Raw genomic sequence first — 22,359 nt, 5'->3', positions numbered from 1 at the left:
AATGTTAATACATAACGATGAAATGCAAAAAAGTTCGATGAAATGCACTTCTCAAAAGTAAAAAAATCCCAAACTCCATCTAAGGAATTTGGGATTTATATCGTGTTAAATGAGAAAAATTACATTTTCATCAACCAGTTTTTCATTGAAACTTCGTTTTCAATAATAGCTCTTAATTCAGAGATTTTTACACGATCTTGTTTCATTGTATCTCTATGACGAATGGTTACCGTTTCATCTTCAATAGTTTGATGGTCTACTGTAACACAAAATGGAGTTCCAAGAGCGTCTTGTCTTCTGTAACGACGTCCAACAGCATCTTTTTCATCATAAGCCACATTGAAATCCCATTTTAAATCATCGATGATTTTTTTAGCGATATCCGGCAGTCCATCTTTCTTAACTAAAGGTAAAATAGCCACTTTTGTTGGTGCTAAAACTGATGGTAATTTTAAGACTGTTCTTGTTGAACCATCTTCTAAAACCTCTTCTTGCAACGATGTTGCAAAAACAGCTAAAAACATACGATCCAATCCTACAGAGGTCTCTACAACATACGGAACATAATTTTCATTCAGTTCCGGATCAAAATATTGTAGCTTTCTGCCAGAGTATTGTTCGTGTGCTTTTAAGTCAAAATCTGTACGAGAGTGAATTCCTTCTAATTCTTTGAAACCGAATGGGAAGTTGAATTCAATATCTGCAGCAGCATTTGCATAATGCGCTAATTTCTCATGATCATGAAAACGGTAATTTTCTTTTCCTAGTCCTAAAGATAAGTGCCATTTTAAACGGGTTTCTTTCCAGTGGTGATACCATTGCATTTCTTCACCAGGACGCACAAAAAACTGCATTTCCATTTGTTCGAATTCACGCATACGGAAAATGAATTGTCTTGCAACGATTTCATTTCTAAAAGCTTTACCGGTTTGAGCGATTCCAAAAGGAACTTTCATACGACCTGATTTCTGTACATTCAGGAAGTTCACAAAAATACCCTGAGCCGTTTCCGGACGCAAATATAAATCCATTGCAGAATCTGCAGAAGCTCCAAGTTTAGTTCCGAACATTAAGTTGAATTGCTTTACGTCTGTCCAGTTTCTTGAACCAGTTTCAGGATCAGCAATTTCTAATTCTTCGATTAACGCTTTTACATCCTGAAGATTATCAGTCATACCTTTTGCCAACCTTGATAAAATTTCTTTGTATTTAGAAAGATATTCTACAACGCGGGCATTTGTGGTAACAAATTCTTCTTCATTAAAAGCATCACCAAAACGAGCTCTTGCTTTTTCAATTTCTTTTTGAGCTTTTTGATTGATCTTTTCAGCGAAATCTTCAACTAAAACGTCAGCTCTATATCTTTTCTTCGAATCTTTATTATCAATTAACGGATCATTGAAAGCATCAACGTGGCCTGAAGCTTTCCAGGTAGTTGGATGCATTAATATTGCAGCATCTAAACCAACAATATTATCATTCATCTGAACCATTGATTTCCACCAATATTCACGGATATTCTTTTTTAACTCGACACCATTTTGTGCATAATCATACACTGCACTCAATCCATCGTATACTTCGCTTGACGGAAAAATAAATCCGTACTCTTTTGCGTGCGAAACCACATTCTTAAATATATCTTCTTGTTTTGCCATAGTGGTGCAAAAATATAAAAAGTACATTTAAAAAAAAGAAAAAATATAAAGATTGATTATCTGATTTTTATATTTTTGTAACTAAATTCTTTCTATTTGTGTTTAATTACCTTATTAACCTGTTTTTCCCTAAAGTTTGTGCCGCATGTCATACACTTTTAATGTCGAATGAAGCTGTGATTTGTACGCATTGTCGCCATGAAATGCCTCTTACTCAATATTATTTGGACACTAAAAATGAAGCTGTAAAGAAATTTTATGGCAAAATTGAGATTCAACATGCTTCTGCATTTTTATATTTCAACAAAAAAGGAATGGTTCAGGAACTCATTCACAATCTAAAATACAAGGGTCGTGAAGAAATTGGTTTTGTTTTGGGAAATTGGTATGTGGAAGATTTAAAAGAATTGAATTTAGAAATTCCTTTTGATATTGTGATTCCGGTTCCGCTACATAAAAGAAAATTCAGGGAACGTGGCTATAATCAGGTAACCACTTTTGGCAAAGCTTTAGCCGAAGGTCTGAATATTGATTTTGATGATGCTGTTTTATATCGAAAAAAATACTCCAAAACACAATCTAAAAAGAATTTACTAGGAAGATCTGAAAACATCGGAAATATATTTGATGTACATCTTTATGAAGAAAACAAAAACAAACATTTTCTTATTGTTGATGATGTACTGACAACCGGAGCCACGCTTGAAGCCTGTTCACGTGCTTTGCTAAAAATTCCCGGAGCAAAAATTAGTATTGTTTGTATGGCGATGGCAAACTCTTAAAATTAAAACTCCAATAAAAAAATTCCAAATTCCAAATCTTTGTCTTAAAATAAATTAGTTTCAAAAGACAAAACTTGGAATTTGGAATTTTTTTATTGGAATTTAATTAACTACAATTTTCTTAATTGTTCTTCTTTCTCCGTCAATAACTGTTACCAAATAGATTCCGGCAGAAACATTTTGCAATTGAATGTTCTGATTGAAATTTGATACACTTTCAAAAGCATTTTCATACACTTTCTTACCCAAAATATCGTGCACAAAAATTTTAACTCTATCATTTGATTTACTTTCAAATTGAATGGTAAAACTTCCTTTGTTTGGATTTGGATACAATACAAAATCGATATTTTCAAAATCAGGCGTTTCTAAAGTGTAGCTTTGACCGCAAATATTTACGGAAGCTGAATTTAAAGTTCCGAAATTCCCGGCAACAGCATCCCGAACTCTTAAAGTCCAGGTTCCTTCGGTATTTTGTCCATTAAAAGCACTTAATAAATCAACCGGAACAACAATTTGCTCTGTTGTTCTATTGCAATCTAACTCGGCTCCGGAATCATTAAATTGCATAGCTAAAGTTGAATTTGTGGATCCGCAATTTCTATTAAACAATCGCACAATAGTTCCTTGTGGATTTACAATTTGAATTTCAAGATCTGAAAACCTTGTATGTGTCACATTAACCACAACATCTACATCTGAAACAGTTGCTCCAGATGCCGGAACTGTCACATTTCGTGTAACAAAAGTTGTGGTGTTTGGAATTGGAAAAGAACTTCCAAAGCTATAAGAATTACAACTTATTGTTGACGTAAATCCTACCGAAAACGGTTTGCTATTTATCGCATAATAAATATTCGCTGTTGGTTCAATCAAAATTCTGCAATTTTTAGACGAAGGCACACTTGTTGGAAGCGTGATTGTCTCAGAACCATCATTTGGTGTATTAGCCGCAAGAATTATCGGGAAAGTCAAACCACCATCTGTAGATAATTTGATATTAACGGCTGTTGAACCTTCTAAAGTATTGGTATTATTGACACTCCATGTTACTGTTTCACTTAATCCCTGCCACCAGCTAACACCATCACTTACGTGTGAAGTTATTGCAAATGGTCCTGCAAAAGAAGCTACGTTTACAATCATAGCATCAGTATTGGTCTGCGCTGCTCCGTCAGCAGCGTTATCTCTTCCTGTCAAGGTAAAATGCAACGTTCTTCCAATAGAAGAAACAGATTCCCAGGTTGTAGTCAATTTATTTTGAAGCACCGAACTGAAACTTGGCATATAACGAACAGCTGAACTAGTTGGAACAACTGATCGAAACAGAGGTCCGTCAGGTTTTATTGGGTAGGCAATACTATTTCCGCCTGAAGTTGTTGTGGCATTGTCGTATTGCTCCCAGTTATAGGTTATTGCATCGTTTTCAGGATCTGAGCCTGTGCCTTTTAAAACAAATGCAGTACTAATCGGGATGGTATAATCAGGTCCCGCATCAATCGTTGGCGGATTATTGATAATAGTAGTGTTAACCGGACAGCTTTTGCCTGCAAGGGTATTCTGAATTTGCAAAATACTAGCATAAGCAAAATAATCATCTGAAGCATTTTGAATATCATAATCTCCCGTTACACCGGCATAAGCCATAATAGTAGAGCCACTTCCCGGCTCAACATTTACACTCGTTCTTTCGGCAGCATCATAAGAAAAAGTATGGTTTGCCCCCAATTGATGCCCCATTTCATGTGCAACAAAATCAATATCAAAAGTGTCTCCCCGAGGCTGTCCGTCTGAAGGTGAGGTGTATGCACTTCCTTTCGCCAATGGATTATTTGTTGTTGGATTTGTACAAACACAACCAATGCAACCTGCGTTTCCGCCACCGCCCGAAGCGCCAAATAAATGCCCTATATCATAATTTGCATTTCCAATTACGTTGGTTAATGTGGTCTGCACCTGCTGATTCCATTCACCATCCGCTCCTTCTCTTGCCTCAGCATACGGATCTGTAGAAGCATCTGTATAAATTACAGCATCATTATTTGCAATCAAAACCACTTTTACAGCTAAATCCTTATTAAAAACACCATTTACACGGGTTAAAGTTGCATTCATTCCTGCCAGTGCACCCGCTTTTGTTCCTCCAAAAAACGTAGTATATTCTGCCGTACAGGACAAAGCCAAACGCATTGTCTTAAAAACTTGTGCGTTTGATGCTGTTTTTGCTGTCTTTCCAGTATTGCTTTTTTCAGAAATTAAATCAGTTGTTTTGCAAATTAGTCGTTCTGAACTGTTTGTATTATTAGAAGTAAACAAAACATACTGCGTTTTATCCTCTGGATTTTCTTCTATATATTCTGTTGCTTTATCTGCACGAAGAATCATAGTTTGTATTCCAATTGGAGAAACACTAAAGTGTATTTTTGCCGATTTATCCTCTAAACCGCTTCCTTCATATGCTCTGATTTCAGGATATTTAGCCTGCAATTCAGGTTCAAAATTAGAGGATTCCCAAACAATAAAACGTTCCAGAACACCATTTGAATTTGGCACTGTAATTTCTGAGGTGCTATTTTTTGAACCTTTAGCCGTTGAATCGGCAAGTTTGTTTTTCAAGAAATCTGAATTCAGTTTATAATATAATCTTTCTGAATCAGATGAATTTATCCTCTTATTTAAAGTAGCATTTGAGGTTGTTCTTTGCCATAAATCATCATTTTGAGCGTGAATTTTAACACAACAAAAAATAACAAATAAAAAAAGTAGTGGTTTTTTCATACTCAAAGGTATTTGAAAAATCAAAATTAAGAGAATTAAATCAAATTCTTACATATAAACGACATTTAATCTTTTTTAGTCGACCGGTTAGCCATTTTTCACTAAAAAGAACCAAAATAGGATCAAAAATCAATTGTGGGTAGCATAAAATTTCAAATAGATAGTATAAATTTGCACCATCTTAAATTATTTGTTTTGAAGCTCTTTCATTCTATAAACGATTTCCATTCGACCAAGAAAACTATTTTAACTCTTGGCACCTTTGATGGTGTTCATATCGGTCATAAAAAAATTCTGGAACGAATTACTCAAAACACGGAGAACGGGAAATACGAAAGCTTAGTTCTTACATTTTTTCCGCATCCAAGAATGGTTTTACAAGAGAAATCTGAGATTAAACTCTTAAATACAATTTCTGAAAAAACAAAACTTTTGGAAGCAACCGGAATTGAGAATCTTGTTATTCATCCTTTTAACGAAAGTTTTTCAAGATTAACTGCTGAAGAATTTGTGCATTCTATTTTAGTCGATCAATTTCATATTCAGAAAATTATTATCGGGCATGATCATCGTTTTGGAAGAAACAGAACGGCTAACATTGACGATTTAATTGCTTTTGGCAAAGAATATGGTTTTGAAGTGGAACAAATTTCTGTCCAGGAAATTCAGGATGTTTCTGTAAGTTCTACCAAAATCAGAAAAGCCTTAAATGAAGGAAATATGACTTTGGCAAATGATTATCTGGGATACAATTATTTTTTAACCGGTGAAGTTGTAAAAGGAAAACAATTAGGACGAACAATTGGTTTTCCGACAGCTAACATTCAAATTCAAGAAGATTATAAATTAATTCCGAAGACTGGGGTGTATGCAGTAAAAGCCTTAATCGATCAAAAAGAATTTTTTGGAATGATGAATATTGGTTTTAATCCGACAGTAAACGGTGAAAAACAAACCATTGAAGTAAATCTTTTTGATTTTGATGCTGATATTTATGGCGAAAAAATCGAAGTCTCCTTATTACATTATCTTCGCGAAGAGCAAAAATTTGGTTCAGTTGATTTACTGAAAGCGCAATTAAACCAAGATAAAATTGACTCTTTGGCTTTTATTTCTCAGGTTTAAAAGCTTTCAAACATACTTTTCCTCAATTTTAAATCATCGTAGTTATTTTTTTAGTAAATTTGATATACAACTCTGTTTTTCAATCATTTGCTATTAACTTCTTAAAAAATAACCACTATGAATTTACCTAAAGAAATTACCAACGGTTTTTTAATTTTCCTCGGAATAGGCATTTATTTTTTATTGATGAATCTATTAGGTCTTGCAGATTTGTTTTATCTGCGTACACTAAATGTATTTTTCATATTTTATGGTGTAAACAGAACCATGCAAATGAATCTTCGTGAAGGAGAGACCAACTTTGTATCTAATGCCGTGTCAGCAATGACAACCTCTGTGGTTGGTGTCTGCATGAGTGTTTTTGGATTGTTAGTTTATAGTTATGCAAGAGGCGGTGATGCTTATGTGCAAAGCTTATCAGAAACATTTATGTTTGGAGGAAATCCATCTGTACCAACTTACTGTATCTGTTTACTTTTTGAAGGAGTTGCATCATCAGTAATTGTAACTTTAATGATGATGTTGTACTGGAATAATAAATATGCTGCCGATTAATTTTTTTAAATAAATCTACCATTTAGACACTCTAAAATCATGAAAAAGTATAATTCTATGATTTTAGAGTGTTTCTTTTTTGAAAATAGCTGTCAAATATTCATTTACGGAAAGGAACATTGGTTGATTAGAACAATTTAACTACTTTTGAAGCATCAAAAAATTGCATAGATGAGCATTACAAAACACAATTGGACAAAAGACGAAATAATCGCCATATATAACAAACCTATGATGGACCTGCTTTATGAAGCAGCCACAATTCATAGAACAAAACACGATCCGAACGTTGTTCAGGTATCAACTTTACTATCTATCAAAACCGGAGGCTGTCCTGAAGATTGTGGTTATTGCCCACAGGCAGCACGTTACAATACTGGCGTTGAAGGAAATGACTTAATGAGCGTTAGTCAGGTAAAAGCTCAGGCTTTACGTGCAAAATCAAGCGGATCATCTCGTGTTTGTATGGGAGCTGCCTGGAGAAACGTAAAAGACGGTGAAGAGTTCGATCAGGTTTTAGAAATGGTTCGTACCATTAATAAACTTGATATGGAAGTTTGTTGTACATTGGGTATGATTACTGAAAATCAGGCACAACGTTTGGCAGAAGCAGGATTATATGCTTATAATCACAATTTAGATACTTCTGAAGAATATTATAAAGATGTAATTTCTACACGTGGTTTTGAAGACCGTTTACAAACTATTGAGAATGTTCGTAAAACGAATGTTACGGTTTGTAGTGGAGGAATTATCGGGATGGGAGAAAGTATTGAAGACAGAGCCGGAATGCTTGTAGCGCTTTCTACTTTAAACCCTCAACCAGAATCAGTACCGATTAATGCTTTGGTGGCTGTTGAAGGAACTCCGATGGAAGAAGAAAAACCAGTAGAAATCTGGGAAATGATTCGTATGGTGGCAACAACCAGAATTGTAATGCCAGATACTCAGGTTCGTTTATCTGCAGGAAGAACCAATATGAGCCGTGAAGGACAAGCAATGTGTTTCTTCGCTGGAGCTAATTCTATTTTTGCCGGAGATAAATTACTTACAACTCCAAATCCGGATGTACACGAAGACATGAAAATGTTTGAAATGTTAGGATTGATTCCGCAAAAACCTTTCGTTAAGGTTTCGCAACCTCAAACAGTTGAAGCAGCAGATTCTCAATTTACTCCTTTAGGAGAAAAACCAAAATGGTCAAGACCAGGACATACTATTGAAAGAAATTTGGAAGCTTCGATCAAATCAAAAATTTAATTAAAAGAGTTAATAAATCTCGACAAATATTTTTAAATTGCTTATAACCTGCGTTATAAGCAATTTTTTTATTTAATAGAGATGAATTTAAAACAAATCGAAAGGGTAAAAAAAATCTCAAAAGGGGATTTTATTTCCCAATACGTCAAAAAACAAATTCCCGTTGTTATAGAAGAACTGACCGAAGACTGGCCAGCTTATCATAAATGGAGATTATCCTATATCAATGAAATCGCCGGTGACACTGTCGTTCCTTTATACGACAATAGACCCGTTAATCATGAAGATGGCTTTAATGAAGCACATACTAAAATGAAAATGAGCGATTACATCAATCTTTTAGAATCAAAGCCTACCAACTACCGTATTTTCCTTTATAATTTAATGAAGGAAGTCCCAACGTTAAAAGATGACTTTTTATGGCCTGATATCGGGTTACAACTGGTCAAACAAATGCCGATGCTATTTTTTGGCGGAGAAAATTCGAAAGTTTTTATGCATTTCGACATTGATTACTCTAACATTCTGCACTTTCATTTTCATGGAGAAAAACAGTGTATGATTTTTGCTCCGGATCAGTCAAAATATATGTATAAAGTGCCGCACGCCTTAATTTCGAGAGAAGACATTGATTTTGATGATCCTGATTATGAAAAATTTCCTGCCCTAAAAAATGCAGAGGGTTATATCACCAATCTCAAACATGGTGAAATGTTGTATATGCCCGAAGGATACTGGCATTATATGAAATATTTAACTCCGGGATTCTCGATGAGTTTACGCTCTTTTCCAAAAAACATTACCAATTTATCAAAAGCTGCCTATAATGTTTTCATCATGCGTTATTTTGATATTATGATGCGAAAATTTAAAGGTCAGAAATGGATTGATTATAAAAACGAAAAAGCCATTCAGAATACACATGAGAATTTAGCGAAATCGGCTTAACAGCAATAAAAAAGCAGTTGAAATTCAGATTTCAACTGCTTTTTTATTAGTACCTTAAATATTAAAAAACAATTTTGGTTGTACTTGTATATCGGTTCTCTAAAGTTGTTTTCACCAGCAAAACCTGATTTCCTGATTGTAAATTTGAAATTTGCAACTTTGTTGCATCAATTTTCTTTTTATTATACAACAATTTTCCAGTGATATCAAAAACAGACACTTCGCTCATATTTTCTTTGGTTGATGTTATTTTAATGATTTTTTCTTTTACAGAAACCAAAAGTGTCTGTTCAACATTTTCAACATCAACTGTTCCCAAAGACTTATTAGTATAACGCAAAACAAAACGGTCATCAAAAGTACCGATCACAGTTGAAAAAGTGTAATCGGTACTTCTTAAATCATGAATCGAACTGGTTAATTTATCTTCCAAATAAATAGCCTGATTAAGTAAATTACCGTCAGCATAATCTATCGAAATAATAAAATCGCCTGCAATGGCACTTTTATATCCTAACGGCACAATATCAGTATCCAAAAAAGGTACAGCACGACCCTGAATTACCAATTTTTTTCCGTTGTTTAAACTGTAAAAATCCAAATATTTATTAGAATCAAAAGTAACACCATCATATCCTCTCTCTGTATCGTTGGTTGCTCCTCCAATGTATCCAATAAGAGTTTGCTTAAAAGCTCCTTCAGTATTGGAAAGGTTAAGCCATAAACGATTTTTTTCTACAATCGCTGGTTTTGAGGTTTTCGCTGGTTTAAAAAACTGATTGTTTGAACCAAAACGCATTAAATTGGTAAAAGTTATCGTACCAGGTAAGCTAATGCTGGCAAAAAACCTTGCCCTGCTGCTATTTTACCATCTGGTGCCTGATTATTATATCCTGGAGCTAGTGCCGCTTTTTTGGTTACAACAAGGCCAGTTAAATTATAACTGGCATAATCATTAACGTTATATCGATAATAACCTCCTAAAATGACTGGTGTATTGTGTGTCCAAAAATATAAGGTTCCTTGTAAAATTGGATTATCCCTTATAAATTGGTCTGCATCCAGTGCTGATGGGTACGGATTTCCAAGCAGGTAATACTTTCCGCTATCAAGTGTTTCACTAGTTACGTTTCCATTATTAGGAACTCCAATAAAAGAAGCAGTATAATCGGCTCTAATGGTATTAGAGTATGTTTCAGGGCCACGAATTATATATCCTTTACCAACAGTCATATTTGTATTTCTGTCCGTAGCTACCCAACTTGTTCCATTAAATCTAAAATATTTATCACTTTCAGTAAATTGCGAAACATCAACTAGTTTTTGTGGATTAACAGGGGTTGACCAATACACAAAATCTGCCTGAAGAATTTGTTTACTTGTTCGCTTGTAATTAATACTTCCGGTATTAACCGAATTATTAATCTGTATCAAACTTGCATTATTTTCAAATGTTAATATCCCTCCGGCATTACTGACAAAATTTGTAATTGTCAAGGTATGATCCGAATTCACAGTAACATTTGCACCTAAATTAACAACACATGAACAACCTGCCAAGTCCCCAGTTGTTTGATAATTTCCAGAAAATTCAATAGCATCTGTATTTATTGGAGGACTCCCTTTTGACCATGATGCACCATTCCAAATATTTGTAATTGGCGCATTTATCTGAACGTTTACTGTTGGTAGTGAAATACAACTAGCATTTTCATGTATTGTAAAAGTATAATTACCGGGAGCCAAATTAGGAACTGTAAAAGTAGTTCCTGAACCGGAATAAGTCTGAAAAACAGTACCATTGCTTTGGGTAATTGTCCAATTCACTGCTGCCAGCAATCCATTTAATACAATGCTCCCTGTTGAAGTAACGCAAGTTGGCTGTACAATTGTGCCTAAAATTGGAGTAGATGGTTTTGCTTCAACAGTTACAGAGGCAAACCCTCCTGTAAATCCATTTGGTCTTAAGCAGGTGTTTACATCTGTCACAGAAACCAGTGTATAAGTTGTTGAACTGTTTATTGAACTTGTAAAAGGCGCAAAAGGCGTACCACTTGCCACTCCTGTTGTCGTACGATCTGCTCCCCCATTTTCCTTGTAAATTATGATATATGGCCCCGTACCTTGTGTAGCTGTAAAAGTCAATTGTGGAGAACCTGTTCCACAAAATGGTCCATTAGCACTTAAACTTCCCTGAGGCAAAGGATTAATAGCTACTGATATTTCCGCAGAATTTTCTACCGCACATCCTCCATTTTGTACTACGGCTCTAAATCGGGTAGTTTCCGTTAATGATCCTGAAACATAGCTTGTTGTCGCATTTACTATGGGAGTCCAGGTAGAGAACGGACTCACTGAGGATTCCCAATTCAAAACGGAACCAACATTTCCACTCAATGAAAGTGTTCCACTTGTAGAACCATAGCAAACTGCGGTGCTGCCACTAATTATTCCACCAACTGTAACTGCAGAAGTAACTATATTGGCACTATTATTTAAAGTTATATCAGTAAAACAAGCTCCTGATGTTAATTTGGTAATTGTTATATTTCTTGTACCAACAGCGGTTAAACCTGACAATATAAAAGTTCCCTCGCCTGCCGTTGTAACGGTCATTGTAATACTTAAATTATTTTGAACCGGATTAGTAAGATTATAGGTAACTGAATAAACACCAACTGGCAAAGAAGCTGCGCTTCCTGTCAGGGTAATTGTTGAGGTTCCGGCTGTTGTACAGGCACTTGCTGCCGTTGTACTCGTAATATTATACGTTGGACAGCTATAGTTTATAATCACCTGACCAGCCGCTCCGGCTCCACCAGCCCTGGCAGTAGCGACTCCGGCAGACTGCATCGCACCACCACCACCACCACCTGGTGCACTTCCCGCATTCCCAACTCTGTTTCCAAATATTAAAGCATCTAAACCGCCACCTCCGTTTCCGCCCCCGGGAACCCCACCGTTTCCGCCCGATCCGGAGGAAAGACCTATCAATAAGGTTGCCGTATCCCCATTTTGTCCATTACTACCATTGACTGTTGTGGTACCTGATGAAGCCGAAGCCATACCCCCTGCACCTCCGGTAGGAACTGCTCCGGTAGTATTGGCAGTACCGCCGCTTCCCCCAACAGCTTTTATATTATTTTCAAACCCTGCAATAGTTGAAGTGCCCCCGGTTGCTCCAATACCAGATGTCGTTCCGGCAACTTGGCCAGCAACAATCACACTTAAGGTTGTTCCCGGTACTACTGCAATTGACGCCGTGGCATAAGCGCCGCCGCCGCCGCCTGAACCACCTCGACCAGACAAAGTTCCGGCACCGGAGGCACCACCACCGGCACCCCCACCTCCCCATGCCTGAACAGTCATCTGTGTAACTCCGGCAGGAACAAGCAAAGAACTATCCGATCCAAAAGTATGCGGAGGAGGCTGCGCCCATAAAGACATGGATATCAACGACAATGCTACGATCAACTTTAGCTTACTAAACCAAACTTTATCTCTAATCAATTTCATGAAAAGAAAAGAGGACATCAAAAACGGAAGAAAAATCAACAGTGAAAGTAAATATTTTTTCATACCCGACATTTTTAATAGTTAAAAACTCAAATGAAATTATTTTTAAAATACCGCACAATTGAAACAGAAATACAAAGAAGTATGCTGAAACGGATTAAAGAAGAAGCAAAAAATATTTCTTCCTTATCAAATCGGTATTTTGTCTTTAGTCTTATGGCAGATAAAAAACTAAAAAATCATTTAGTTTTATTTTGTGGCGAGAAATAAAAAATGTAGCACAGCAGGCTTTTATGGTAGTTTACAGAGCGGAAACACCAACAAGGTACGATTTTTTTTACAACAATATCAAAATGTAGTTATAAATCTACATTTTCACATTTAGTATTAATTTAAAAACGATACTTATTTTAGAATTAAAAAAAAATCCATTCCGCAGAACGGAATGGATTTCACCTTATTTTAAAATATATTATTTAGAAAACAATCTTTGTCACGCTTATATATTCATTTTCTAAAGTTGTTTTTACAATTAAAACCTGATTTGCAGATTTTAAAATAGATATCTCCAATTCCGTAGCGCCCACTTTATCTTTTCCATAAAGAAGCTTTCCGGTGATATCAAAAATCAATACTTTGCTAATATTTACTTTGGTTGATGTCACTTTAATAATTTTCTCTTTTACCGAAACTAAAACCATCTGGTCAACATCTTCGAGATCAACTATTCCTAAAGTTTTATCGATGTAACGTAATACAAAGCGATCATCAAAAGTTCCTATTTCTGTTTTAAAGGTGTAATTACTAATTCTTAAATCATGAATTATATTGGTTGTCTTATCTTCTAAATAAATGACCTGATTCGTTAATTTACCATCAGCCTTATCTATTGAAATGGTAAAATCACCGGCAATTGTACTTTTATATCCAAGTGGTACCGTATCGGTATTAGAGAAAGGAATAGCACGTCCCTGGATTGAAAGTTTCTTCCCATTGTTTACACTATAAAAATCCAAATATTTATTTGCATTAAAAGTAGCACCATCGTATCTTCTTTCAGTTTCATTAGTTGCACCTTCAATGTATCCAATAAGAGTTTGCTTAAAAGCTCCTTCAGTATTGGTGAGATTAAGCCATAAACGATTTTTTTCTACAATCGCTGTTTTAGAGGTTTTCGCTGGTTTAAAAAACTGATTGTTTGCACCAAAACGCATTTCATTGGTAAAAGTTATCGTACCAGGTAAGCTTATACCAGCAAAAAAGCCTTGTCCCGCTGCTATTTTGCCAAGTGGTGCTTCACTATTGTTTCCCGGGGCGGTGGTTCCCGTTAGTGCCGGAGTTCTGGTGGTAACACCTCCAGTCAGATTATAACTCGCATAATCATCGACGTTATATCTATAATAACCCCCTAACGTTACCGGTGTATTATGCGTCCAGAAATACAAAGTTCCCTGTAAAATTGGGTTATCCGTAATAAATTGATCTGCATCTAATGCTGACGGATAAGGATTTCCAAGAAGGTAATTCTTTCCGCTATCCAGTGCCTCACTGGTAACGTTTCCATTATTGGGCACTCCAATAAAAGAAGCAGTGTAATCAGTCCTGGTGACATTAGAGTAAGTTTCGGGACCACGAATTATATATCCCTTACCAACAATCATATTTGTATTTCTGTCCGTAATTACCCAGCCTGTTCCATCAAATCTAAAATACTTGTTACTTTCTGTTAATGGTGATACATTGACTAGTTTTTGCGGATTAACCGGAGTTGACCAATACACAAAATCAGCCTGACGAATTGGACCACTCGCTCGTTTATAGATAATACTTCCAGTATTAACAACATTGTTTCTCTGTATCAAACTTGCACTATTTTCAAATATTAGTTTAGCACCAGTTGCAGATTCGACTGTTACTCCATTGTCAACAAATAACGTATGACCTGAACTTATTGTCACCACTTTTCCTGCATTTACTTTACATGAACAACCGTTTAAATCTCCAACTGATTGATAATCTGCAGCAAATTCTATAATATCAGAAAATATTGGTTCGCTCCCTTTTGACCATGCTACACCATCCCAACTATTTATATCAGGAGAGGTTATCACAATATTTATAGTTGGTGACGAAGAGCAATTTACACCATCTTGTAATGTAAAAAAGTATGTTCCCGGAGCTAAATTAGAAATTGTAAAACTAGAGTTTGAAACTGAATACGTTTGAATGAATGTACCACCTTGTGCGATTTGCCCATTTACTGCAGCGTTTAATCCGCTTAACTCTATACTACCTGTTGCCATAACACAAGTTGGCTGTATGACAGTTACAACATTTGGTGTAGCTAATAAAGATCTGACTGTAACTGTAGTTGGGGCAGACACAAGACTTTGACAACCAAATGCATTTGTTACCTGAACAGAATAATTTCCTGATGTTGTCACTACTATACTTTGTGTGGTTGCACCAGTTGACCATAAATAACCTGATCCAATAGTAGAAGTCAATGTAACATCACCGCCACTACAAAAGGTCGTTGGTCCATTTGCAGCTATTGTTGGAGTAGCGGGTTTCGCATTAACAGTAACTGTAGTTGGGGCAGACACAAGACTTTGACAACCAAATGCATTTGTTACCTGAACAGAATAATTTCCTGATGTTGTCACTACTATACTTTGTGTGGTTGCACCAGTTGACCATAAATAACCTGATCCAATAGTAGAAGTCAATGTAACATCACCACCACTACAAAATGTTGTTGGCCCATTTGCAGCTATTGTTGGAGTAGCAGGTTTCGCATTAACAGTAACTGTAGCCGGAACAGATGCAAGACTTTGACAACCAAATGCATTTGTTACCTGAACAGAATAATTTCCTGATGTTGTCGCCACTATACTTTGTGTCGTTGCTCCGGTTGACCATAAATAACCTGAACCGCTACCGGAAGTCAGGGTAACATTACTACCCGCACAAAATGATGTTGGTCCGTTTGCAGCTATTGTCGGAGCAGTAGGCCTAACATTAACCGTTGCAAAAATAGTTTTAGAACTAGTATAAAGAGATCCTCCATAAGTAGTCGTATAAGTAAGATTCGCTTCATAAGATCCTGGTACAGCATTTGTAAAAGAGACTACATTTTGTTTATCAGGATAAGTTGTAAAAGACGCAGCGCCGGGAGGTTTTATAGACCAATGCCAATTTAGTGAAGTACCGTCTGCACCATCCTTTGCTGCAGTAAAGTTAAGGGTACTTCCTTCACAAACCGGCGTATTACTAGAAGGATTTGATTGTAAAGTTCCACCTAAATTATTAAGTTGGGTAAAAGTATATTCAGCATTTCCACTACCCACACAAACTGCAAATTTTACTGTACCAATAAAGATTGCAACCTGATTTGAACATCCTGCTCCTGTGTCATCAATTTTTCCTGGGGGATTGATATCTACAATTGTCCCGGCCGGAAAACTAATAGAACTTTGATTCGTATTAAAATCCAATAAGCCATTAATCGTCACAATTAATACATTCCCTGCCGGAGTTGTTACTATAGGGTCTCCAGAAGCAAATAAGGTACCATTTATTGTTAAAGATTTTAGAGAAACATTGGTACTAAGCGTTATAGATGATCCCGTACCTATAATTACATCATCGTTTGCTGTAGGCAAAACGCCGCCAATCCATGAGGTTGAAGAAGTCCAATTCCCCGTTCCTGTACTTGTTATAGTCGCTCCATTTGAAAATCCAAAGCAAAATAACATTAAAAAAATCAAAAGTAGTTTTTTGTCCATCTCATGTAAAATTTAAATTTGACAATAAGTTTTTTGAAATAAATTATTTCTAAAAAAGCGCTAAGAAAACTTGCTTTTTTGAGCATCTACTTTAGAGGACTTTTGAACTGTTTTATTCAACCACATTTCCCCCCTAAAACACCCTAAACAATTTACAATTTTCAACTAACTAAATCTAAATCAGAGACTTATATTTACACTGAAAAATATTGATTTTATTATTTTAAGTTATTTCTCATATATATTTTTTTTTTATGTAATTCAACATTTAAAAAATGTAACTCACCTGATAAATGAAATACACATTTTTCAATTTTTAACCAAAAAATATGATGATTTGAAAAAAAATTATGTTAAAATTAATTTTAACCAGAAAAAAAACGTCAGGCAAGAGGGTTTTAAGTAAAATTTATTTCAAAAAAAAGTCATTTCTTTTAGACAGAAATGACTTTTGAATAAGAAGAAAAATAGGATTAAAATACAATTTTATGAGTTGTGTAATATCCATTTTCTAACCCTACTTTTATCAATAAAATTTGATTTTTTGAAGATAGATTTTCAATAAGGAATTTGGTATTTTTAACCTCATTTTTTCTATAAATTTGTTTCCCTGCAACGTCGAAAATTATAACATCCTTAATATTATTTTGATTGGCATTTATAAGTATGTTCTTTTTGTTTGCAGAAACTATAATTTTATTTGCTTGTGCTGTCCAGGTATCTGTTTTTAAATTTTCATTCACAAATTTTAAATAAAAACGATCATTAAAAGTTCCTTTTTGAGTTACAAATAAATAAGGTCCTTCTTTCAGATTATGGATGATTTTCAAATCTTTATCTTCTATAAAAACAGACGTGTTTTCAAATATCCCATCTTTATGATCAATACTAATGCTGAATTCACCATCTATTGTACTGGAATAACCTAACGGAATCGAATCTGTTTCTACAAATGGCAAAGCCCTGCCCTGAATTGTTAATTTTTTAGTCCCAAGAACGCTATAAAAATCTACAAACTGGTTAGCATTAAATGATTCTGCATCATAATTACTATCATATAAATTCGTTGCCCCTTCAATATATCCTATTAAAATCTGTTTAAAAATACCTGCCGAGTTCTTTAAATTCAACCATATACGATGTCTTCCGAAAACATTTTTACTACTTACATCATTTATCTTTTCTGGCTTAAAAAAAATGGAGTTTTTTTCGGTAATCCTCATACTATTATTAAATTCAATAGTTCCTTCACTTAAACTGCCCACAAAAAAAGCCTGTCCTGAAGCGATTTTTCCATCGGGAACCGTTTCATTAATTCCTGATGCCAGCGCTGCCCTTGTACCAACACCACCAAGCCTGTTATAAACGGCATAATCATTTTGTGTGTATTTATTATTAGCATAAGGGGTATTATGTGTCCAGAAATAAAGAGTGCCCTTAATATTTTTTTTATTTACATTTAAAAAGGCATCAGCGTCTAGCGTAGACGGATAAGGATTGCCAACCAAATTATAGATGTTTGCAGACCCAACATTTACATTAATTATTCCATTATTAGGGATTCCCTTAAAAACAGCCTCATATTTTTCAGGAATAGTTGGAGAAAAGTTTTTGGGTCCCTGAATAATATATCCTTTACCCACAATCATATTATTAGAAGAACTTTCTCTTTGCCAAGCATAATTAAAAAAAGAATAATAATTATCCGATGCAGTATTAGGGGAAACATCAAATAATTTTTGGTTATTTATGGGAGATGACCAATAGGTATAATCAGATTTAAGAATTGGTGAGGTCTTCCTTTTAAGATGCAGTATTCCCGTATTAATCATTTCATCATCCGACTGATATAAATTTGCCGTATCTTCTAAAACTAATGTTCCAAAACCCAAATAAGAAAACTCTATGCCTAAAGTATTACCACTTAAAAGCGTAACTATTTTTCCATAATCAATACTACAACTGCATACATTCGCTGAGGTTAAAGAAGGATAATCTTCTTTAAAAAACACCTCTTTTCCGCCAGATGGAAAACCATTTGACCAATTGCTACCATCCCAGACTGTGGCTTCCAGACAAAGTTTCAATCTGGCAATCCGATGTTTGGATATACCTGAAACCGAATTAAAATCTCCGCCAATCATCAGCCGCTGATTTGCTGTAAAACTCATCGTATAAAGTTTGTTGTTGAGACGAGCCTCAAAAGAGACATCAAAATCACCCGATTTCAATAAACGCAAAAGTCGCATAGAAGTATAGTTTTTGTATGTTCCGGAAAAAGTACCTCCAACTAAAATTCGATCATCGGGCTGCACCAAAATGCTTCTGACATCGCCTTTACTAAAACCGGAACCTGATTCAAAAGTAGCATCCAGACTTCCATTAGTGTTTAATCGAACTATACGTTTTTGTGAAGATCCATTATAATTGAGAAAACTTCCTCCTATGATAATTTTCCCATCTGATTGCAATGCCATTGCATATACGTATTTATCAAACCCGTTTCCGACATTAAAACCTGAATCGATACTTCCGTCAGCATTTAATCGAACTAAACGCGAAATTGACTGACCGTTAAAATTAGAAAAATGACCCCCAACCAAAATTTTCTTGTCGGGCTGAATTAAGATAGCTTCGATAATTGCATCGGCTCCAAGACCAACATTAAAACTTGTATCACGTGAACCATTAGGCAATAATCGAATTAATCTGTTTACAGGAGTATCATTATAACGGGTAAAATTTCCTCCAACAAGGATTCTTTGATCAGATTGAATAGCCATTGCATAAACCTGACTATTAAAACCTGTACCTATGCTAAAAGTATCGTCAACTGCCCCATCAGGTAAAACTCGAAATATCCTATTGGTAAGTGTTTCATTGTATTTCGTAAAATTTCCTCCGCAAATGATTTTTCCATCTGATTGTAATACTCCCGTTTTAATTAAATTATTGGCCCCTAATTGTCCAGCATTAAAATCAGGATCTATTAATCCTTCCTCTAAAAGACGGGCAATTCTGGAAACAAAAACACCATTAAATTTTTTAAAATTACCAAACACCATTGTTTTTTTATTCTCCAGTGATAAAACCTTTAAAACCGAATTATCAAAACCAATTCCTGCTGCCAAATACCCGGTATCGTATTCTCCTTCCGGATTAATCTTTGCTAATCTTCCCTGATTCAGTCCATCAAAAACCGAAAATGAACCTCCAATATACCAGGAACCTTCCAGATCATTTGCCAATGCCAAAACCGATGCTGAAGCAGGTCCGGAACCAAAATCTACATCTGTTTTTAATATGCCATTAGAATTTAAAAGACAAACTCTGTTGACATCATTACCATTATAAAAACCTGTAAAAGAACCACCAATCATAATATTCCCAAAAGTGTCAATTTTAATTTTCTGAACAGCACCTGCACTTAGACCAGAACCGGATAAAAAACTGTCGTCAATGCTCCCGTCATTATTTAATCGAATAATTCTATTGGCAAGAACTCCATTATAATTAGTGAATTTCCCCCCTAAAACAATTTTACCATCAGACTGAACTGCCATAGCACTTACATCGTCGTCAAAACCAGTACCGATATTAAAACTCGTATCGACACGTCCATCACTATATAAACGAACAATTTTATTGCTTTGAATCCCATTAAAAGAAGTAAAATTCCCGGTCAGCAAAATTTTCCCATCTGATAAAACACTGGCATTTGTAATATTTGATGAAGAACCGGAGCCTGTAATAAAAGAAGGATCCAAAGAACCATTTGAAAGAATACGGGCGACCCGATTGAGCGTAGCATTATTGTATCTTGTAAAACTCCCTACAATTATAATTTTCCCATCAGATTGCGGAGAAATTTCATAAATAATTCCTGTTGTAGCGGCAATTGAAGCATCAAACGAAACATCGTATGAGCCATCAGAATTTAAACGAACCAATCTTCCGCAACTAATTCCATTAAAAGAGGTCAAACTACCTCCCACTATAATTTTACCATCAGGCTGAACATAAGTAGCATATACTTTGCCATTGAAACCATTTCCTGTGTTAAAAGTTTCGTCTATAGATCCGTCAGGTTTTAAACGAGTTAGATGCGAAGACGGAATTCCGTTAAGATTTAAATAATCACCACCGACAATTAAATTTTGATCGGTCTGTAAAGTTAAACTCCGAACTGTATTATCAAAACCATCACCTATTAAACCATCATCAAGCGTATTAAAAGTTGCGTCTACCTTTCCTTGTTGTGCGTAAACTTCTGTTCTACTAATGCAATTCAGTAAAACCAATGAAAAAATTAAATGTTTAATCAAAATCGAAAATATCAGGTTACTATTAAATTATAAGAATTAACCGTAATTTAAGTGGCTTTATCAAAAAGCACAATACCCACTTTTAGTGATATTTAGATTTAGTTTACGAATATAGATTTTTCAAAATAGTGCAAAAAAAAGAGACGCCTTATGCGCTACCGTCTGGACACAAATATTTTTTTAATTATATTTGAGAAAAAGTGCAGACTAGATATTTTGAAAATTTAAAAGACAAGCGATTGTTGAATAGAGGTAATTCTATTCTCAATCGCTTGTTTGCTAATAGTATTTATTCGATAAGACAATTAGCAGAAAGTGACGCTGAAGCCAAAGCGATTTACCGATTTTTGCAAAATGATAATGTCAGTGAGGCTGATATTATAAAGAACATGTCTCTTAATTGTGTAAGCTGCGTTGAAGATAAATCTGTTTTGTGTATTCAGGACAGTAGTGAAATAAACCTTTATAATCACAGAAACAGGATCAAAAAGGATGAGTCAATTGGACTGACCAATGCTTCTGTTGGTGGACTTGGCTTTTTTATTCATCCGAGTTTTATCATAGATGCAGATACTTTAATGCCATATGGTTTTTCAGATGTGAAAATATGGAATAGAAGTCATGAACTGCCACCTAAAATGAAGACCAATACTCACAATCGTATACCCATTGAAGAAAAAGAGTCTTACAGATGGATCGATTCTTCTCTTGAAACTAAGAAAAGACTAAGTAAAGCAAAAGAAATAATCATTATTCAGGACAGAGAGGGAGATATTTTTGAACAATTTTGCCTTGTCCCAGACAGTAAAACACATTTATTGATTAGATCCCGATTTAATCGATTGTTGGGTAATAAAATCAAACTTTTCGATCATCTAAGTTCTCAGCCGCTTCAAGGGATGTACACAATTGAACTAGAAGGAGACAAAAGGAGAAATATCCAGAAAAGAACAGCTACTATAGAAGTACGCTTTTCAGAAATAACAATAGGCAAACATCAATATTCAGGTAAACATCTTCCTGATAAAATCAAGCTTTACGCTATTGAGGCAAAAGAGGTTGGAGAAAACATTGAAAACCCAATACTTTGGAGATTACTAACGACAAAGAAAGTTGAAGATCTGCAAACTGCATTACTTTGTATCCAATGGTATACCTACAGGTGGACTATCGAAGAAGTATTTAGAATTTTAAAGAAAGAGGGCTTCAACATAGAAGCTAGCGAATTATCCCAAGGCAAAGCAGTTCGTAAACTATGTCTTTTGATGCTGGAGACTATTATAAAGCTCTTTATTATGCAAATCGCCTATGGCTGCGAAGAAGAGACTGAACCCAGAAGCTGTTTTTCAGAGCAAGAAATGGAATGTTTAGAATTGCAAATCACACAATTAGAGGGTAAAACAGAAAAACTAAAAAACCCATATAAATCGTCAGATTTGAAACGATATATATGGGCTATTGCTAGATTAGGAGGATGGAAAGGTTATCTTTCAGAAAGAAAACCAGGCATCACAACCTTTTGGATTGGCCTGCAAAAATTCAATTCAGTCATGCAAGGTTGGATACTCTTTAGAGATGTGTCCAGACGGTAGGCCTTATGCGTCTCTTTTTGGTATTGTAAACA

General features: G+C 35.2%; 13 protein-coding genes. 7 read left to right on the top strand and 6 right to left on the bottom strand.

The window, feature by feature from the left end; genetic code table 11:
- Nucleotides 1-119: 119 nt before the first annotated feature.
- Nucleotides 120-1,658 (bottom strand): glycine--tRNA ligase, encoded by a 1,539-nt coding sequence (locus tag IHE43_RS03580; protein WP_192186716.1) that lies wholly within the window; start codon nucleotides 1,656-1,658, stop codon nucleotides 120-122.
- A 98-nt stretch (nucleotides 1,659-1,756) separates the two neighbouring features.
- Between IHE43_RS03580 and IHE43_RS03575 the strand changes: the two genes are divergently transcribed.
- Complete coding sequence (locus IHE43_RS03575; protein WP_225585361.1) at nucleotides 1,757-2,440, top strand: ComF family protein; 684 nt, start codon at nucleotides 1,757-1,759, stop codon at nucleotides 2,438-2,440.
- Between the two features lie 102 nt (nucleotides 2,441-2,542).
- Here the strand turns inward: IHE43_RS03575 and IHE43_RS03570 are convergent, their stop codons facing one another.
- Entirely contained in the window at nucleotides 2,543-5,218 is a 2,676-nt protein-coding gene (locus IHE43_RS03570; protein ID WP_192186715.1) for a reprolysin-like metallopeptidase, read from the bottom strand.
- Between the two features lie 195 nt (nucleotides 5,219-5,413).
- Between IHE43_RS03570 and IHE43_RS03565 the strand changes: the two genes are divergently transcribed.
- The 4 genes from IHE43_RS03565 to IHE43_RS03550 all read left to right on the top strand — a co-directional run bounded on the left by IHE43_RS03565 (nucleotide 5,414) and on the right by IHE43_RS03550 (nucleotide 9,106).
- Complete coding sequence (locus IHE43_RS03565) at nucleotides 5,414-6,343, top strand: bifunctional riboflavin kinase/FAD synthetase (RefSeq protein ID WP_192186714.1); 930 nt, start codon at nucleotides 5,414-5,416, stop codon at nucleotides 6,341-6,343.
- Nucleotides 6,344-6,460: 117 nt separating this feature from the next.
- Complete coding sequence (locus IHE43_RS03560; protein WP_192186713.1) at nucleotides 6,461-6,898, top strand: hypothetical protein; 438 nt, start codon at nucleotides 6,461-6,463, stop codon at nucleotides 6,896-6,898.
- A 171-nt stretch (nucleotides 6,899-7,069) separates the two neighbouring features.
- Nucleotides 7,070-8,158, top strand: a complete 1,089-nt coding sequence (bioB, locus tag IHE43_RS03555; RefSeq protein ID WP_192186712.1) for a biotin synthase BioB — start codon at nucleotides 7,070-7,072, stop codon at nucleotides 8,156-8,158.
- An 81-nt stretch (nucleotides 8,159-8,239) separates the two neighbouring features.
- Nucleotides 8,240-9,106 (top strand): cupin-like domain-containing protein, encoded by an 867-nt coding sequence (locus tag IHE43_RS03550; RefSeq protein WP_192186711.1) that lies wholly within the window; start codon nucleotides 8,240-8,242, stop codon nucleotides 9,104-9,106.
- A 61-nt stretch (nucleotides 9,107-9,167) separates the two neighbouring features.
- Here the strand turns inward: IHE43_RS03550 and IHE43_RS03545 are convergent, their stop codons facing one another.
- Both IHE43_RS03545 and IHE43_RS03540 read right to left on the bottom strand, forming a co-directional pair.
- A complete protein-coding gene (locus IHE43_RS03545; protein WP_192186710.1) occupies nucleotides 9,168-9,905 on the bottom strand; it encodes a T9SS sorting signal type C domain-containing protein in 738 nt (245 codons plus the stop codon).
- 14 nt (nucleotides 9,906-9,919) lie between these two features.
- Nucleotides 9,920-12,685 (bottom strand): hypothetical protein, encoded by a 2,766-nt coding sequence (locus IHE43_RS03540; protein WP_192186709.1) that lies wholly within the window; start codon nucleotides 12,683-12,685, stop codon nucleotides 9,920-9,922.
- Between the two features lie 30 nt (nucleotides 12,686-12,715).
- On the opposite strand from IHE43_RS03540, the gene IHE43_RS03535 reads away from it, so the two are divergent.
- Nucleotides 12,716-12,892 (top strand): hypothetical protein, encoded by a 177-nt coding sequence (locus IHE43_RS03535; protein WP_192186708.1) that lies wholly within the window; start codon nucleotides 12,716-12,718, stop codon nucleotides 12,890-12,892.
- 206 nt (nucleotides 12,893-13,098) lie between these two features.
- On the opposite strand, the gene IHE43_RS03530 is transcribed toward IHE43_RS03535, so the two are convergent.
- Together IHE43_RS03530 and IHE43_RS03525 are read right to left on the bottom strand one after the other, a co-directional pair.
- Entirely contained in the window at nucleotides 13,099-16,410 is a 3,312-nt protein-coding gene (locus IHE43_RS03530; protein WP_192186707.1) for a T9SS sorting signal type C domain-containing protein, read from the bottom strand.
- A 473-nt stretch (nucleotides 16,411-16,883) separates the two neighbouring features.
- Complete coding sequence (locus IHE43_RS03525) at nucleotides 16,884-20,735, bottom strand: T9SS sorting signal type C domain-containing protein (protein WP_225585360.1); 3,852 nt, start codon at nucleotides 20,733-20,735, stop codon at nucleotides 16,884-16,886.
- Between the two features lie 200 nt (nucleotides 20,736-20,935).
- Here IHE43_RS03525 and IHE43_RS03520 point away from each other — a divergent pair, with 200 nt between their 5' ends.
- The gene (locus tag IHE43_RS03520) at nucleotides 20,936-22,327 is read left to right on the top strand and encodes an IS4 family transposase (protein WP_225585084.1); all 1,392 of its coding nucleotides are present in this window, start codon (nucleotides 20,936-20,938) and stop codon (nucleotides 22,325-22,327) included.
- Nucleotides 22,328-22,359 lie beyond the last annotated feature (32 nt).

The organism is Flavobacterium sp. MDT1-60 (assembly GCF_014844035.1).
Taxonomy (GTDB): Bacteria; Bacteroidota; Bacteroidia; order Flavobacteriales; family Flavobacteriaceae; genus Flavobacterium.
This window is presented reverse-complemented; position numbering and strand designations above follow the sequence as displayed.